Source organism: Shinella fusca (assembly GCF_014203155.1).
GTDB classification, from domain to species: Bacteria; Pseudomonadota; Alphaproteobacteria; order Rhizobiales; family Rhizobiaceae; genus Shinella; species Shinella fusca.
Genome location: NZ_JACHIK010000021.1, coordinates 53,674 through 67,977, shown reverse-complemented (window position 1 = coordinate 67,977; position 14,304 = coordinate 53,674). Strand labels below are relative to the sequence as shown.

15 protein-coding genes are annotated in these 14,304 nt (G+C 67.1%); 10 read left to right on the top strand and 5 right to left on the bottom strand.

Annotation, left to right across the window (positions count from 1 at the left end):
• Positions 1-89 precede the first annotated feature (89 nt).
• The 3 genes from HNQ66_RS21115 to secA form a co-directional block, all read right to left on the bottom strand.
• Entirely contained in the window at positions 90-1,361 is a 1,272-nt protein-coding gene (locus tag HNQ66_RS21115) for a GNAT family N-acetyltransferase (protein ID WP_184146473.1), read from the bottom strand.
• Positions 1,351-2,766: a lipopolysaccharide biosynthesis protein gene (locus HNQ66_RS21110; RefSeq protein WP_184146471.1), complete on the bottom strand. Its 1,416-nt coding sequence runs from the start codon at positions 2,764-2,766 to the stop codon at positions 1,351-1,353. Before HNQ66_RS21110 ends, HNQ66_RS21115 begins: the two co-directional genes overlap by 11 nt.
• A 370-nt stretch (positions 2,767-3,136) precedes the next feature.
• Entirely contained in the window at positions 3,137-5,857 is a 2,721-nt protein-coding gene (gene secA, locus HNQ66_RS21105; protein ID WP_184146469.1) for a preprotein translocase subunit SecA, read from the bottom strand.
• 237 nt (positions 5,858-6,094) lie between these two features.
• Here secA and HNQ66_RS21100 point away from each other — a divergent pair, with 237 nt between their 5' ends.
• From HNQ66_RS21100 to HNQ66_RS21075, 6 genes are all read left to right on the top strand, one after another.
• Positions 6,095-7,003, top strand: coding sequence for a peptidylprolyl isomerase (locus HNQ66_RS21100; protein ID WP_184146467.1), 909 nt, complete (start codon positions 6,095-6,097; stop codon positions 7,001-7,003).
• A gap of 55 nt (positions 7,004-7,058) precedes the next feature.
• Positions 7,059-8,297, top strand: coding sequence for a bifunctional glutamate N-acetyltransferase/amino-acid acetyltransferase ArgJ (argJ, locus tag HNQ66_RS21095; protein WP_184146465.1), 1,239 nt, complete (start codon positions 7,059-7,061; stop codon positions 8,295-8,297).
• A gap of 83 nt (positions 8,298-8,380) precedes the next feature.
• The gene (locus tag HNQ66_RS21090) at positions 8,381-9,139 is read left to right on the top strand and encodes a GNAT family N-acetyltransferase (RefSeq protein WP_184146463.1); all 759 of its coding nucleotides are present in this window, start codon (positions 8,381-8,383) and stop codon (positions 9,137-9,139) included.
• Positions 9,136-9,558, top strand: a complete 423-nt coding sequence (locus HNQ66_RS21085) for a (deoxy)nucleoside triphosphate pyrophosphohydrolase (RefSeq protein ID WP_184146461.1) — start codon at positions 9,136-9,138, stop codon at positions 9,556-9,558. The genes HNQ66_RS21090 and HNQ66_RS21085 overlap by 4 nt, the downstream gene beginning before the upstream one ends.
• 109 nt (positions 9,559-9,667) lie before the next feature.
• Positions 9,668-9,988, top strand: coding sequence for a hypothetical protein (locus HNQ66_RS21080; protein ID WP_184146459.1), 321 nt, complete (start codon positions 9,668-9,670; stop codon positions 9,986-9,988).
• A 35-nt stretch (positions 9,989-10,023) separates the two neighbouring features.
• Positions 10,024-10,200, top strand: coding sequence for a Flp family type IVb pilin (locus tag HNQ66_RS21075; RefSeq protein WP_184146457.1), 177 nt, complete (start codon positions 10,024-10,026; stop codon positions 10,198-10,200).
• 2 nt (positions 10,201-10,202) lie between these two features.
• Here the strand turns inward: HNQ66_RS21075 and HNQ66_RS21070 are convergent, their stop codons facing one another.
• A complete protein-coding gene (locus HNQ66_RS21070) occupies positions 10,203-11,072 on the bottom strand; it encodes a methyltransferase domain-containing protein (RefSeq protein ID WP_184146455.1) in 870 nt (289 codons plus the stop codon).
• A 61-nt stretch (positions 11,073-11,133) separates the two neighbouring features.
• Between HNQ66_RS21070 and HNQ66_RS21065 the strand changes: the two genes are divergently transcribed.
• The 4 genes from HNQ66_RS21065 to HNQ66_RS21050 are packed head-to-tail and all read left to right on the top strand — an operon-like array spanning position 11,134 to position 13,511.
• The gene (locus HNQ66_RS21065) at positions 11,134-11,925 is read left to right on the top strand and encodes a ComF family protein (RefSeq protein WP_184146453.1); all 792 of its coding nucleotides are present in this window, start codon (positions 11,134-11,136) and stop codon (positions 11,923-11,925) included.
• A 34-nt stretch (positions 11,926-11,959) separates the two neighbouring features.
• Entirely contained in the window at positions 11,960-12,217 is a 258-nt protein-coding gene (gene grxC / locus HNQ66_RS21060; protein WP_184146451.1) for a glutaredoxin 3, read from the top strand.
• A gap of 11 nt (positions 12,218-12,228) precedes the next feature.
• The gene (locus tag HNQ66_RS21055; protein WP_184146449.1) at positions 12,229-13,086 is read left to right on the top strand and encodes a carbon-nitrogen hydrolase family protein; all 858 of its coding nucleotides are present in this window, start codon (positions 12,229-12,231) and stop codon (positions 13,084-13,086) included.
• Positions 13,083-13,511: a DUF1178 family protein gene (locus tag HNQ66_RS21050; protein ID WP_184146447.1), complete on the top strand. Its 429-nt coding sequence runs from the start codon at positions 13,083-13,085 to the stop codon at positions 13,509-13,511. Before HNQ66_RS21055 ends, HNQ66_RS21050 begins: the two co-directional genes overlap by 4 nt.
• On the opposite strand, the gene ubiG is transcribed toward HNQ66_RS21050, so the two are convergent.
• Positions 13,512-14,261 carry a bifunctional 2-polyprenyl-6-hydroxyphenol methylase/3-demethylubiquinol 3-O-methyltransferase UbiG gene (gene ubiG / locus HNQ66_RS21045; RefSeq protein ID WP_184146445.1) on the bottom strand — a complete coding sequence of 250 codons (750 nt, stop codon included), beginning with the start codon at positions 14,259-14,261 and terminating at the stop codon, positions 13,512-13,514.
• Positions 14,262-14,304 lie beyond the last annotated feature (43 nt).

Genomic DNA, 14,304 nt, shown 5'->3' with positions numbered 1-14,304 from the left:
ATCATGCGAAAACTCATCGTCCTCGCCAATGCACTGCTCAGCAAAGGCAGAAAATGGGTCCCATCCCTACCTTGACCAACACGGATACTCTAGCGTTTCGCCAGCGAGCGGATCTTGTCGCGCAGCAGCCGCGCAACATTGCGTGTGTTGCGGTAGAGGTGGAGCTGCGTCGCCACCTGCCGCACGTCGCGGTCGCGGTTCTGCTGCAGGCCGATGACGAGCGTGCCCATGTCCTCGCGCTCCTCCCAGAACCGGCTCATCACCGGATGGTCCGGCACCGCGCAGGAATCCGAGCGGGCGATATTGGCATCGTCGAGATGCCATTCGGTGAGCTCGGCGACGAGCAGCTTGCCGGGCGAATATTTCGCGAAATCCTCGTCATAGGCCGTCTTCCACGTATAGGCCTCGCCGCCGGCGAGGAAGACGATCATCGAGGCGATGGCGCGCCCGTCGAGGTCGAGCGTGTGGATGCGCACGCCGTCCGTCTCGGCGAGGTTGGCGATCGCCTCGCGGGCGAAGGCGGCGCGATAGCGGTCGTTGATCATCGCCGTGCGGCTCTTGCCCTTCCAGCCGGCGGCCTCCAGCAGCAGGAACTCCTCCATGCGCAGGCGGATGTCGGCGGGCTGGCGGGCGACGTTGTAGTTCAGCTCGCCCAGCCGGTCGAGCCCCCGCCATTGCCGGCGCAATTCGCGGAAATGCTCCGGCGAGATGGCGTGCTGGAGATAGGCCTGGCCGTCGAGCAGGCTTTCCAGCATCGGCCGGCGATAGGTGTCGGTGACCGTGACAGGCAGGTTGCGGCCGATGGCAACGGCGCGCATCAACTGGGCGAACGGGCCGCTCAGGCGAAGGTCCGGCAGGACGAGGATGGGCGGCAGGCCGGTGCCAGATCCACCCAGCGCTTCCAGGAAATTGTCGAGCGTCTCGGCGGCGTCTTCCGCGTCGACCAGCGGCGTTCCGAGCGGGCCGAACGGGTTCGACCAGACGCGCAGGATGCTGGAGCCGATGGAAAAGCCCGGCTTCTCCACGGAGAACGGCATCAGCAGGCGGATGCGGCTGCGGCCTGCGCCCTCGTCGCGGATGACGGAAAGGCGCACGGTGCGGTCCTCCAGCCGCGGCATGGCCGGGGCAAGGAAGCGGCCGGTGAAGAAGACGTTCGCCTCCATGACGCGGTTGGACAGGAAATCGAGTTCCTGCTGCAGGTCGTAGCCGGCCGTCGCCGGATAGAGCGCAAGCGAGCGGCCCGGCCGCCCGACGGCGATGCGCTGGTCCGCCGGCGGCTGCGCACCGGGTGCGGCCGGCGGCAGAACGGCCTGGGCGCGCCCTGCCGCGATGGCGTGGTCGAAGCCGTGGCTATCGGTCATGGTGGTCCGTCCCGTCGATGAGGCTCGCCTTCACCGGATTGGCGAAGGCGAAGAGGATGATGGAGAGCTTCGTGCGCACGGCGGCGTGCAGCAGCAGCGCCTCGACGACCATGGCGCCGGCCGTGGCGATGGCCGCGCCCTCGATGCCGAAAAGCGGAATGAGCGTGACGTTGAAGGCGATGTTGGCGGCAAGCGCCACGGCATAGACGACGACGCAGAGCCGCTGCTCGCCGGACATGGTGAGAAGCACCTCGCCGGGCCCGACCAGCGCCTTGGCGAGAATGCCCGAAAAGAGGATGAACATCAGCTCCCAGCCCGCCGTGAAGGCCGGGCCGAAGAGCGAGAGAAGGAGATGGCCGAAGGCCAGCACGCAGAGCCCGACGGCCAGCGACGGCCAGAAGCTCCAGCGCACCGTCTCGCCGGCAAAGCGGGCGAGCGCCACCCGGTCGCCGGCGGCAAAGAGCGCGGAAAAGCGCGGCGCCGCGGCGGCCTTCACCGAGAAGAACACGAAATGCACCAGCGCCATCGTCTTGGCGGCGGCGAAATAGACGGCGACGCTCTCCGGATCGAGGAAGAGGCCGACGACGATGACGTCGGAATTGGTGAGCAGGAAGCCGATGCCCTCGATGAGGAAGATCGGCAGCGCCGCCTGGATCCAGAGCGAGAATTCCACCTTGCGGGGACCGGCGACATAACGCCGGCCGAGCCGGTAGAGGATGTTGAAGAACTGCACGACCGTCGTGAGGTAGGTCGCGGCGAGCGCGGCGACCATCGCCGTCAGCGCCGTATGCGGCGCGCCGGACCGGACGGCCGCCACCATGAAGACGAGGATGAGCAGCGGACGCACGATATAGGTGGGGCTGAGCGCCACCAGCGCCCAGCTATGGGCGCGCGCCGTGCTTTCGAGGACGTCGCCAAGCGCGATCATCGGCATGCAGAAGAGGCCGATGAAGAGCGGCAGGACATAATAGTCCGTCACCGTGTCGCGGAAGAGGATGAGGCAAAGGAAGCCGGCAGCCGCCAGCGTCGTGGAGGAGAGCATGGCGAAGATGCGGGCGGTCGAGGTGAGGCCGCGGATCTCCGCATGGGCGCTGCGGCCGGCATAATCGGGCAGGAACCGCACCACCGTCGTGTGGAAGCCGAGGCAGGACATGTCGCCGACGATGACGATGAGCGCCCAGACGAAGACGAAGATGCCGTATTCAAATTCGCCCATCACGCGCGCAAGGACGATCTGCGTGAGGAAGGCGATGGCGGCGCTGGCGATCCGGATGGCGAAGGCGGCAAGCGCCATGCGCTGGGCGAGGCTGTGCGGATCTCTGCCGGCAAGCGCCCGCAGCAGCGGCTCGGCCTTGCCGCGCAGGCCCGATGGCAGCAACCTCTCCGCCGATTGAATGACCGCCATCAACACAGGAACCCGAACGCTACGCAAAACTCACCGAGGGGAGTCTTGTCAGATCAGGGTTAACAAACGGTTGGATGACGGTGAAAAGACCCTCTCTGCCTGCCGGCATCTCCCTTTAAGGGCAGGGCAATCGGATAGGGAGTTCGACAGATGCCACCAGCCCCTTCTCGCCTCGGGGAGAAGGTCGCGGCAGCGGGATGAGGGGGAATCGCAGGCGCAATACAGCACGCTTGCCCCCTTCATCCGACCCTTCGGGCCACCTTCTCCCCTCGGGGAGAAGGGGAAACAGGCAACCGCCCGCCATAGGCGATTACCCTGCTCTTGTGGAAGAGATGCCGGCGGCAGAAAGGGACTTTACTCCCCCGTCCGGTCAGGCCTGCTCGAAGGCCCCGTGGCAATGCTTGTACTTCTTGCCGGAACCGCAGGGGCAGGGTTCGTTGCGCGCGACGCGGCCCCAGGTCGAGGGATCGTTCGGATCGCGGTTCTCCGGCTCGACGGCGGCGTCCATCGGACCTGCGGCCTCGTTGAAGTCGTCCTCGCCGGTCGTGCCGTCGATGTGATGACCTTCCATGCTCGGCGGCACCGGAGCCGGCGCGTCGGCGGCCTGGCGCACCAGCTCCACGCGCATCAGCTGCGCGGTGACGGTCTGGCGCAGGTTCGCCAGAAGCGCCTGGAAGAGCTCGAAGGCTTCCGCCTTGTATTCCTGCAGCGGATCGCGCTGGGCATAGCCGCGGAAGCCGATGACGGAGCGCAGGTGATCGAGGTTGACGATATGCTCGCGCCACAAGTGGTCCAGCGTCTGGAGCAGGACGGAGCGCTCGACATAGGTCATGATTTCCGGGCCGAAGCGCTCGGCGCGGTCGGCGGCGGCCTCGTCGACGGCCGTCCTCAGGCGCTCCAGGATGTCCTTCTCGTCGATGCCTTCCTCGGCGGCCCAGGCGTCGACGGGCAGGTCGAGGTTGAGCTGCTCGAGCACACCCTTCTTCAGGCCGGCGACATCCCACTGCTCGGCATAGGCGTTTTCCGGGATATGCATGTGCACGAGGTTCTCGACGACCTCGTGGCGCATGTCGGCGACGATTTCGGTGAGGTTCTCGCTGTCCATCAGCTCGATGCGCTGCTCGAAGATGACCTTGCGCTGGTCGTTGAGCACGTCGTCGTACTTCAGGAGGTTCTTGCGGATATCGAAGTTGCGGGCCTCGACCTTCTTCTGCGCGCGCTCCACCGCCTTGTTGATCCAGGGGTGGACGATCGCCTCGCCTTCCTTGAGGCCGAGCTTCTGGAGCATGGAATCCATGCGCTCGGAGCCGAAGATGCGCATGAGGTCGTCCTGCAGCGACAGGAAGAACTTCGAGCGGCCCGGGTCGCCCTGGCGGCCGGAGCGGCCGCGAAGCTGGTTGTCGATGCGGCGGCTTTCGTGGCGCTCGGTGGCGAGAACGTAGAGGCCGCCGGCGGCAAGCGCCTGCTCCTTCAGCTTCTTCACCTCGGCGATGATCGCCTCGCGCCTGGCGTCACGCTCCGGGCCCGGCTCCATGTCGGCCAGCTCGCGCTCGAGGCGCATGTCGATATTGCCGCCGAGCTGGATGTCCGTGCCGCGGCCGGCCATGTTGGTGGCGATGGTGACGGCGCCCGGCACGCCGGCCTGCGCGACGATATAGGCTTCCTGCTCGTGGTAGCGGGCGTTGAGGACCTGGAAATCCTTGAAGCCCGCCTTCTTGAGGAGTTCGGCGAGATGCTCGGATTTCTCGATGGAGGTCGTGCCGACGAGGACCGGCTGGCCCTTTGCCCGCGACGCCTTGATCTCCTCGATGATGGCCTGGTACTTCTCGTCCGCCGTGCGATAGACCTCGTCGTCCTCGTCGAGGCGCTGGATCGGCAGGTTGGTCGGCACTTCGACCACGTCGAGGCCGTAGATGTTGCCGAATTCCTCCGCTTCCGTCGCGGCCGTGCCGGTCATGCCGCCGAGCTTTTCGTACATGCGGAAATAGTTCTGGAAGGTGATCGAGGCCAGCGTCTGGTTTTCCGGCTGGATCGTGACCTTTTCCTTGGCTTCCAGCGCCTGGTGCTGGCCTTCGGAATAGCGCCGGCCCGGCATCATGCGGCCGGTGAATTCGTCGATGATGACGATCTCGTCGTTGCGGACGATGTAGTCCTTGTCGCGCGTGAAGAGCTTGTGGGCCTTCAGCGCGTTGTTGATGTGGTGGACGATGGCGACGTTCTCGACGTCGTAGAGCGATTCGCCCTTGAGAAGGCCGGCCGCGCGCAGCAGGTTCTCCAGCTTCTCCGTGCCGACTTCCGAGAAGTTGGCCGAGCGCTGCTTCTCGTCGATCTCGTAGTCCGCCTCGTCCAGCATGGGGATGAAGGCGTCGATGGTCGTATAGAGATCGGAGCGGTCGTCGAGCGGCCCGGAGATGATCAGCGGCGTGCGCGCCTCGTCGACGAGGATCGAGTCCACTTCGTCGACGATGGCGAAGAAGTGGCCGCGCTGGACCATCTGGCTGCGCTCGTACTTCATGTTGTCGCGCAGGTAGTCGAAGCCGAGTTCGTTGTTCGTCGCGTAGGTGATGTCCGAGGCGTAGGCCGCCCGGCGCTGCTCGTCGTCGAGGCCGTGCACGATGATGCCGGTCGAAAGGCCGAGGAAGCCGTAGACGCGGCCCATCTGCGCCGCGTCGCGGGTGGCGAGGTAGTCGTTGACCGTTACGACATGCGTGCCCTTGCCGGCCAGCGCGTTGAGATAGACGGGAAGCGTGGCGACGAGCGTCTTGCCTTCACCCGTCTTCATTTCGGCGATCGACTTCTCGTGCAGGATCATGCCGCCGATGAGCTGGACGTCGAAGGGACGAAGGCCGAGGACGCGGAAGGCAGCCTCGCGGGCGACGGCGAAGGCCGGCACGAGAATGTCGTCGAGCGTCTTGCCGTTTGCGAGCTGTTCGCGGAATTCCACGGTTTTCGCCCGCAGGGCTTCGTCGGAAAGCGCCTTCATCTCGGGCTCGAGCGCATTGATGGCGTCGACGCGGGACTTGAAGGAGCGGACGCGGCGATCGTTCGAGGAACCGAACAACTTGCGGGCAATGCCGCCGAGGCTGACCATCAGGATGGTCCTTTCTTTCTGGGCGCCCGGCGCGTGACAGGTCGCACGATAATTGCGCGCAAAGCCGTGAAACGCCCGGAAACTGTTCTGGACGCGGGATTGCGTGACAGATAAGAGGGGGGTCGAATGATGTCAACGGCTCAGACGGTTGCACAACTGCCACATTCTGGTGGTGTTGAGCCGTCTGGCACCGGATATCGGCCCGATTCCGGCGAGGATGTGAAAGGTCTTTTCGATATGTTGAAGTATAGCAAGCTTGCGGCAGTTGCCCTCATCGCGATCGCTGCCGCCGCCGGCGGCGTCCGCGCGGAAGACGCCGCGGCGGACCCGGTCGTCGCCAAGGTCGGCGCCACCGAGATCCACGAATCGGAACTCAAGCTCGCGATGGCCGGCCTCGATCCGCAGCTCGCCAATCTTCCGGACGACCAGAAGCGCGTCGCCGCGCTCTCCTCCATCATCGACGTCAAGCTGCTTGCCGCCGACGCCAGCAAGGAAGGCCTGCAGGACACGGCCGATTTCAAGCAGCGCCTCGCCTTCCTGACGGACCGCGAGTTGCACAACGCCTACTTCAAGAAGCACGTCGTCGATTCCGTCACCCCGGAAGAGGTGAAGGCGCGCTACGACAAGGAAGTCGCCGCCATCGAGCCGCAGGACGAGATCCGCGCCCGCCACATCCTCGTCAAGACTGAGGACGAGGCCAAGGCGATCATCGCCGAGCTGGATGCCGGCAAGGACTTCGTCGAAATCGCCAAGGAAAAGTCGACCGACCCGAACAAGTCGGAAGGCGGCGATCTCGGCTACTTCGCCAAGGGCCGCATGGTGCCGGAATTCGAAGCGGCCGCCTTCGCCCTTGAAAAGGGCGCCTACACCAAGACCCCGGTGAAGACGCAGTTCGGCTACCATGTCATCAAGGTCGAGGACAAGCGCAAGCAGCAGCCCCCGGCGCTCGACCAGGTCGAAGGCCAGGTCCGTCAGCTCGTCATGCGCGACAAGTATCTCGACCTCCTGGAAAAGGCCAAGGCCGCGGCCCCCGTCGACATCACGGACGCCGCGCTGAAGACCGCCTACGACGCGGTCAACAAGCCGGAAGCCGAAGCCAAGGACGGCGAAGGCGAGGCAGCGCCGGCCACCGAAGGCCAGCAGTAAGACACGGCGACGGCCCGGCAAATGCCGGGCCTCTTTTTCCCGCAGGAAGGCAAGAATGTCCGGCTCGATTTCCCCGCTCGCCCCGAAAACCTATGCCGACATGCCGCCGGTGCGCGGCGTGCGCATGGCGACCGCCGCCGCGGGGATCAAGTACAGGAACCGGACGGACGTCCTGATGATGGTCTTCGACCGCCCCGCGGCGGTCGCCGGCGTCTTCACGCGCTCCAAATGCCCCTCCGCGCCGGTCGATTTCTGCCGTGCGAACCTTCCCGGCGGCGTTGCCCGCGCCGTGGTGGTCAATTCCGGCAATGCCAATGCCTTCACCGGCCGCAGGGGCCGCGAATCGACGAGGATGACGGCGGAAGCCGCCGCAAGGGCCGTCGGCTGCAGCGAAGGCGAAGTCTTCCTCGCCTCGACGGGCGTGATCGGCGAACCGCTCGACGCCACGAAATTCTCCGGCGTGCTCGACGGCCTTGCCGCCTCGGGCACCGAGGACTTCTGGTTCGAGGCCGCCAAGGCCATCATGACGACGGACACCTATCCGAAGGCCGCCACCCGCACGGCAAGCCTCGGCGGCGTCACCGTCACCATCAACGGCATCGCCAAGGGCGCCGGCATGATCGCGCCCGACATGGCGACCATGCTCTCCTTCGTCGTCACCGACGCCGACATTCCGGCCCCCGTGCTGCAATCGCTGCTTTCGGCCGGCGTCGGCCCGACCTTCAATTCCGTGACCGTCGACAGCGACACCTCGACCTCCGACACGCTGATGCTGTTTGCCACCGGCGCTGCCGCCGCCGACGGCCAGGCGCCGGTGACGGCCGACGACGCCGCGCTCGACGGCTTCCGCACGGCGCTCACCGACCTCCTGCGCGACCTCGCGCTGCAGGTCGTGCGGGACGGCGAAGGCGCGCGCAAGATGGTGGAAGTCACCGTCGAAGGCGCCGAAAGCGACGAAGCCGCCAAGCGCATCGCGCTCTCCATCGCCAATTCGCCGCTGGTCAAGACCGCTGTCGCCGGCGAGGACGCCAACTGGGGCCGCGTCGTCATGGCCGTCGGCAAGTCCGGCGAGATGGCCGACCGCGACCGCCTCGCCATCTGGTTCGGCGACGTGCGCGTGGCCGTCGACGGCGAGCGCGATCCCGCCTATTCCGAGGACGTGGCCTCCGCCGTCATGAAGCGTGAGGACATTCCGGTGCGCGTCGAGATCGGCCTCGGCAACGGCCGCGCGACGGTGTGGACCTGCGACCTCACCAAGGAATATGTCGAGATCAACGGCGACTATCGCAGCTAAGCACGTTCCGGCAGGCTCGCGTAGCGGACTGCCAAAGAAACAGAGGCCCGGACAGCGTGACCCCTTCCGGACAGAAAACGACGATGAGCGATCTCCCGAAAGTCCGCCGGCTGGAAGCCGTCGGCTTCCGCGCCTGGCCCGCGGCCACCGTGCAGTATGACGGAAGCTGGCTCTGCCGGCTGACCGCCGGCCACCCCTCGCGCCGGCTGAACTCCGTCAACCCGCTCGACCCGTCCGATATCCGCGACATCGACATCCGCCTGGAAAAGGCGGCGAAACGCTTTGCCGACTACGGCCGCCCGCTGCTGGTGCGCCAGACGCCGCTCGCCGCCCCGCAGCTCATCGCCTACATGGATGAGGCCGGCTGGGCCGATATCGGCCGCACCGTCGTCATGACGGCCGACCTTGCCACCCTTCCCCGCGACGAGGGCCTCGACCACCTGCCGAGCCGCGACGTCGGCCGCTTCGTCGACGCGCGCATCCGCGTGGCCGGCGACGACCCGGCCCTCAAGCCCGGCCTCACCGAAATCATCAACGCCATCAAGCCGGAAGCCGGCCTCTTCATCGTCGAGGAGCCGGGCTTCGGCCCGGCCGCCTTGACGATCGCCGTGCAGGACAACGATCTTGCCGGCATCCTCCAGCTCGGCGTGGCGGCGGAACGGCGCGGCCGGGGCCTCGGCACCGCGATCCTTCATGCCAGCCTGCGCTGGGCAAAGCTCAAGGGCGCCCGCCAGGCCTGGGTGCAGGTGGAGGCGGACAATGCGGCCGCCCTCGCGCTCTACCGCCGCGCCGGCTTTGCCGCCGTCTACGAATACAGCTACCGGGGGCCAGCCGCGGCATGACCGAGACCATCGCCAAACAGCGCCGTATCCTCCTCGTCGCCGCCTGCGCGCTCGTCGATGCGGACGGCCGCGTCCTCCTGGCGCAGCGTCCCGAGGGCAGGACGCTTGCCGGCCTGTGGGAATTTCCCGGCGGCAAGGTCGAGCCCGGTGAGACGCCGGAGGAAACGCTGATCCGCGAGCTGGACGAGGAACTCGGCATCACCACGAAGATCCCGTGCCTTGCCCCGCTCACCTTCGCCAGCCACACCTATGACGACTTCCACCTCCTGATGCCGCTCTATGTGTGCCGCCGCTTCGAGGGCACGGCGCACGGCCGCGAGGGCCAGGCGATCAAGTGGGTGCGCCCGAAGGCGTTGCGCGACTACCCGATGCCTCCCGCCGACGAGCCCCTCATCCCCTTCCTGATGGACCTCCTCTAGGACCAATCCCCGGGGATCTACCCGCAATTTTCCGGCCTGCGTTAAGCAAACGTTTAGCACCCTCGTTCAAAGATCGGCTTTGAACGTTGAATGCCTGCGAGACCTTGTGATGCGTGACGAAGACTTCTGGAAAGCCGTTCAGGAGAAGGATTTCACGCCGGCCGGCGATACCCGGACCGGCGCGCTCAATCTCGCGCTCCTCTTCGGCACGGCCGTGATCGCCCTGGCGCTGGTCCTCACCCCTGTCCTTTCCGCCAAGTCGGACAAGCGCATGATGGCGAACGTGCCGGACGAATTCGACATGATCTCGACGGGCTCGATCCCGAAGGAAGCCGGCGGCAAGCGCTACACGGTGCGCCGCTCCGTCCTGCAGGAAATGCCGGGCGCCGTCTGCATCGTCAACGGCACGGGCACGGCCGGCGGCTGCTGAACACGCTTATGGGCGCGGCGCGCCGGGGAGATCGGATGAGGTCGAAGCTGCTGAAATCATTCCTCGCCGACAAGGCCGGCGCCACGGCGGTCGAATACGGCTTGCTGGCCGCGCTCATCTCCGTCGGCATGCTCGCCGGCCTCTCGTCCTTCAGCGATACGCTGAACAACATGTTCGGCGAACTCAGCAACCGCATCAAGGCGCCCGAATAGGCCTACTTGCGCTCCGCCTGCTTCAGCGCATCGGCAAGGCGCATCTTCGCCGAGCCCGGCTTCAGCGGCTTCTGCTGGCTTTCATGCGGCGCCCAGCCCGAAACGTAGATGATCGAGAAGGTCGCCCGGATGCGCCCGTCCGGATCGGAGAACCGCTCGGCATAAAGCTCCGCCGCGCGCAGGAGCACGCCCCGCGCCAGCGGCCGGCGGCTGCGTCCGGTGAGCGGATTGGCCATGCCCATGGCGCGCAGGTCCTTCATCAGCGGGAAGATCGAATCGTAGCGCACCGTATAGGTCTCGGTGTCCGTCACCGGCAGGGCGAAGCCGCCGCGCTGGAGGAGGCCGCCGATATCGCGCACGTCCGGGAACGGAATGACCCGCGGGCTCGCCCCGCCCGTCGCCTCGCTCTCGGCCGCCAGAAGCACCTCGCGCAGCTCCTGCAGCGTGCCGCTGCCGGGGATGGCCGCGACGAACAGCCCGTCCGGCTTCAGGGCGCGGCGGATCTGCACGAAGACGCCGGGCGTGTCGTTGGTCAGGTGCAGCGAGAGCGGCGAGACGATGAGGTTCACCGATTGCGGCTCCAGCGGCACCGTCTCCAGCGGCGCGACGGTCACCGCCTCGCCGGGGCCGGCAAAGCGCGGATCGCTCTCCACCCGCTCGATCGTGCCGACCTTGCCCGTCGCGGCGATCGCCCGCGCGGTGGCGCCAGTATGGCCGTGCAGCTCGACGGCCCGGTCGAAATGGCGCTCGATGACGCCGAGCCGCTCGGCAAGCTCCCGCGCCGCCACGTCGAGCAGGAAATCCGCCGGCCCGCCACTGAGCGCGCGCAGCCGGTTGGTGTCGATGAGGGCTTGGTCGAAGAGCGTTTCCATCGCGGCGATCCCGTTCGCAATTCCTTCGCTTTGGCCGCTAACTGCGGCTATTGTCAACCGCATGGGCGAAATCGAGGCCGCGGCATTGTCGACAGTCCCGATCCGGCAGGGCCTTGCCCGCCGGCTGCGCGGCCTTGCGGGCGCCGCCCTCGACCTCGTCTATCCGCCGGCCTGCGCCGGCTGCGGCGTGCTCCTCGGCAGCGGCGCGGGCCTCTGCCCCGGCTGCTGGTCGAAGCTCGCCTTCATCGAGCGCCCCTATTGCGAAGTGCTCGGCACGCCCTTCTCGCACGATCTCGGCCCCGGCATCCTCAGCGCGGACGCCATCGCCAACCCGCCGCCCTTCGAGCGCCTGCGCTCCGTCGCGCTCTACGACGACCTTGCCCGCAACCTCGTCCATTCGCTGAAATACCGCGACCGCACCGATCTTGCGCCGATGATGGCCGGGTGGATGCTGCGCGCCGGCGACGGCGCGGTCGAGGCGGCCGACGTCATCGTTCCCGTGCCGCTCCATCGCCTGCGCCTTATCTGGCGCAAGTTCAACCAGGCGGCCGAGCTCTCCCGGGCCCTTGCCGCGCTCTCCGGCACGCCGGTGCTCATCGATGCCGTGCGCCGCACGAAACGCACGCGCCGCCAGATCGGCCTCAGCCCGCGCGCCCGCGCCGAGAACGTGCGCAGCGCCTTTTCCGTCACGCCGGAAGGCCGCGAGGCGCTGTTCGGCCGCCGCGTCGTATTGGTCGACGACGTCTACACGACCGGCGCCACGGTCGCCGCCGTCACCCGGGCCCTGAAGCGGGCGGGCGCTGCGGACGTCACCGTTTTGACCTTTGCAAGGGCCCTTCCCGGACCTATATGAAAGGATGATTTTTCAAGGTTCGGAGCAGGAGCGCATGGTCCCCGTCGTCATCTATACGCGTCAGTTCTGCGGCTATTGCAGCGCCGCGAAGAAACTTCTCGAAACGAAGGGCGTCGCCTTCGAGGAGCATGACGCCACCCATGCGCCCGAGGTGCGCCAGGAGATGATCCAGCGCGCGCACGGGCGCAGCACCTTCCCGCAGATCTTCATCGGCGAGCGCCATGTCGGCGGCTGCGACGACCTGCATGCGCTGGAGCGCGCCGGCGAGCTCGACGCGCTGCTCGCCGCCTGAGGAGACCCGCCATGACCGCCACGATTGCCGCCATCCAGATGTGCTCCGGGACCGATCCCGTCCGCAACGTCGAGACGATGCGGCGCCTCGTGCGCGAGGCGGCCGGAAAGGGCGCGGTCTATGTCCAGACGCCCGAGATGACCGGCGCCCTCCAGAAGGACCGCGCGGGCCTGCGCGCCATCCTGCGGCAGGAGGCCGACGACCTCGTGGTCGCCGCCGCGGCGGAGCTCGCCGCCGAGCTTTCCATCCATCTCCATGTCGGCTCCACGGCGATCGCCCTTGCGGACGGCAAGGTCGCCAACCGCGGCTTCCTCTTCGGCCCGGACGGCGCGCGCATCTGCACCTACGACAAGATCCACATGTTCGACGTCGACCTCGACAACGGCGAGAGCTGGCGCGAGAGCGCGGTCTATTCGCCGGGCGCCGTCGCCCGCATGGCGGACCTGCCCTTCGGCAAGCTCGGCTTCGCCATCTGCTACGACGTGCGCTTTCCGGAGCTCTTCAAGGCCGAGGCCCAGGCCGGCGCCGAAATCATCTCCGTTCCCGCCGCCTTCACCCGCCAGACGGGCGAAGCGCACTGGGAGATCCTGCTGCGCGCCCGCGCCATCGAGAACGGCGTCTACATCGTCGCCGCCGCGCAGGCGGGCGTGCATGAGGACGGCCGCGAGACCTTCGGCCATTCGATGATCGTCGATCCCTGGGGCCGCGTTCTCGCCTCCGCGGGCGGCACGGGCGAAGCCGTCGTGCTCGCCGAGGTCGATACCGCCGCCGTGAAGGCCGCGCATGACAAGATCCCCAACCTGCGCAACGGGCGCGCCTTCACCCTTGCCGTGACGGACACACCCGCGAAGGGAGGCGTTGCCGCTTGATCCGCTATGAGCTCTCCTGCGACAACGGGCACGCCTTCGAAGGGTGGTTCGGCTCGGCGGACGATTTCGACCGCCAGCAGGAGATGGCGCTCGTCTCCTGTCCCACCTGCGGCTCGACCCATGTCGCCAAGCGCCTGATGGCGCCCTCTGTCTCCACCGCCCGCAAGAAGGAACGCCGGCAGGAACTGGCCGTGCAGACCGGCCAGCGTGAGATGATGATGAAGCTCCGGGAGATCGTCTCCACCATCCGCGCCAATTCCGAGGATGTCGGCGAGCGCTTCCCCGAGGAGGCGCGCAAGATCCACTACGGCGAGGCCGAGCAGCGCGGCCTGATCGGCCGCGCCTCCGCCGAGGACGTGCGCGATCTCCTCGAAGAGGGCGTCGACGTCGCGCCCCTGCCCATCCTGCCAGACGATACGAACTGATCAGGCCGAGGCGCGGCGCGCCACCAGCATGTAGTTCACGTCCATGTCCTTCGACAGGTTCCACTGGTTCGTGAGCGGATTGAAGAAAACGCCGGTGCGGTCGGTGACCGTCAGGCCCGAGGCCGTCAGCGGCTTTTCGATCTCTTCCGGGCGCACCAGCTTCTCGTATTGATGCGTGCCGCGCGGCAGCCAGCGCAGGACATTCTCCGCCGCGAAGATGGCGAGCGCCGCCGCCTTCAGCGTGCGGTTGATCGTGGCGACGAACATCATGCCGCCGGGGCGCACCATGGAGGCGCAGGTGGTGAGGAAGAAATCGACGTCGGAGACGTGCTCGACCACTTCCATGTTGAGCACCACATCGAAGGTTTCGCCGGCGTCCGCCAGCGCCTCGGCCGTCACCGCGCGGTAATCGACTGGAACGCCGCTGCCCGCCGCGTGGGCCCTGGCGATGCCGATGTTCTTTTCCGACGCATCCGCGCCGAGCACGTCGGCCCCCATGCGCGCCATCGGCTCGGAGAGGAGGCCGCCGCCGCAGCCGATATCGAGGATGCGCAGGCCCTCCAGCGGGCGATGCGCCTTCGGGTCGCGGCCGAACTGGGCGGAGACGAGATCGCGGACATAGGCGAGGCGGACCGGATTGAACTTGTGCAGCGGACGGAACTTGCCCGTCGGGTCCCACCATTCGGCGGCCATCGCCGAAAAGCGGTCGACTTCGGCCTGGTCGATCGTCGTGCGGGCTGCCTCGCTCATAGCTTTCTCCTTCGCGTCCTGTCTTCCGTGAAGTCGGCTTCCG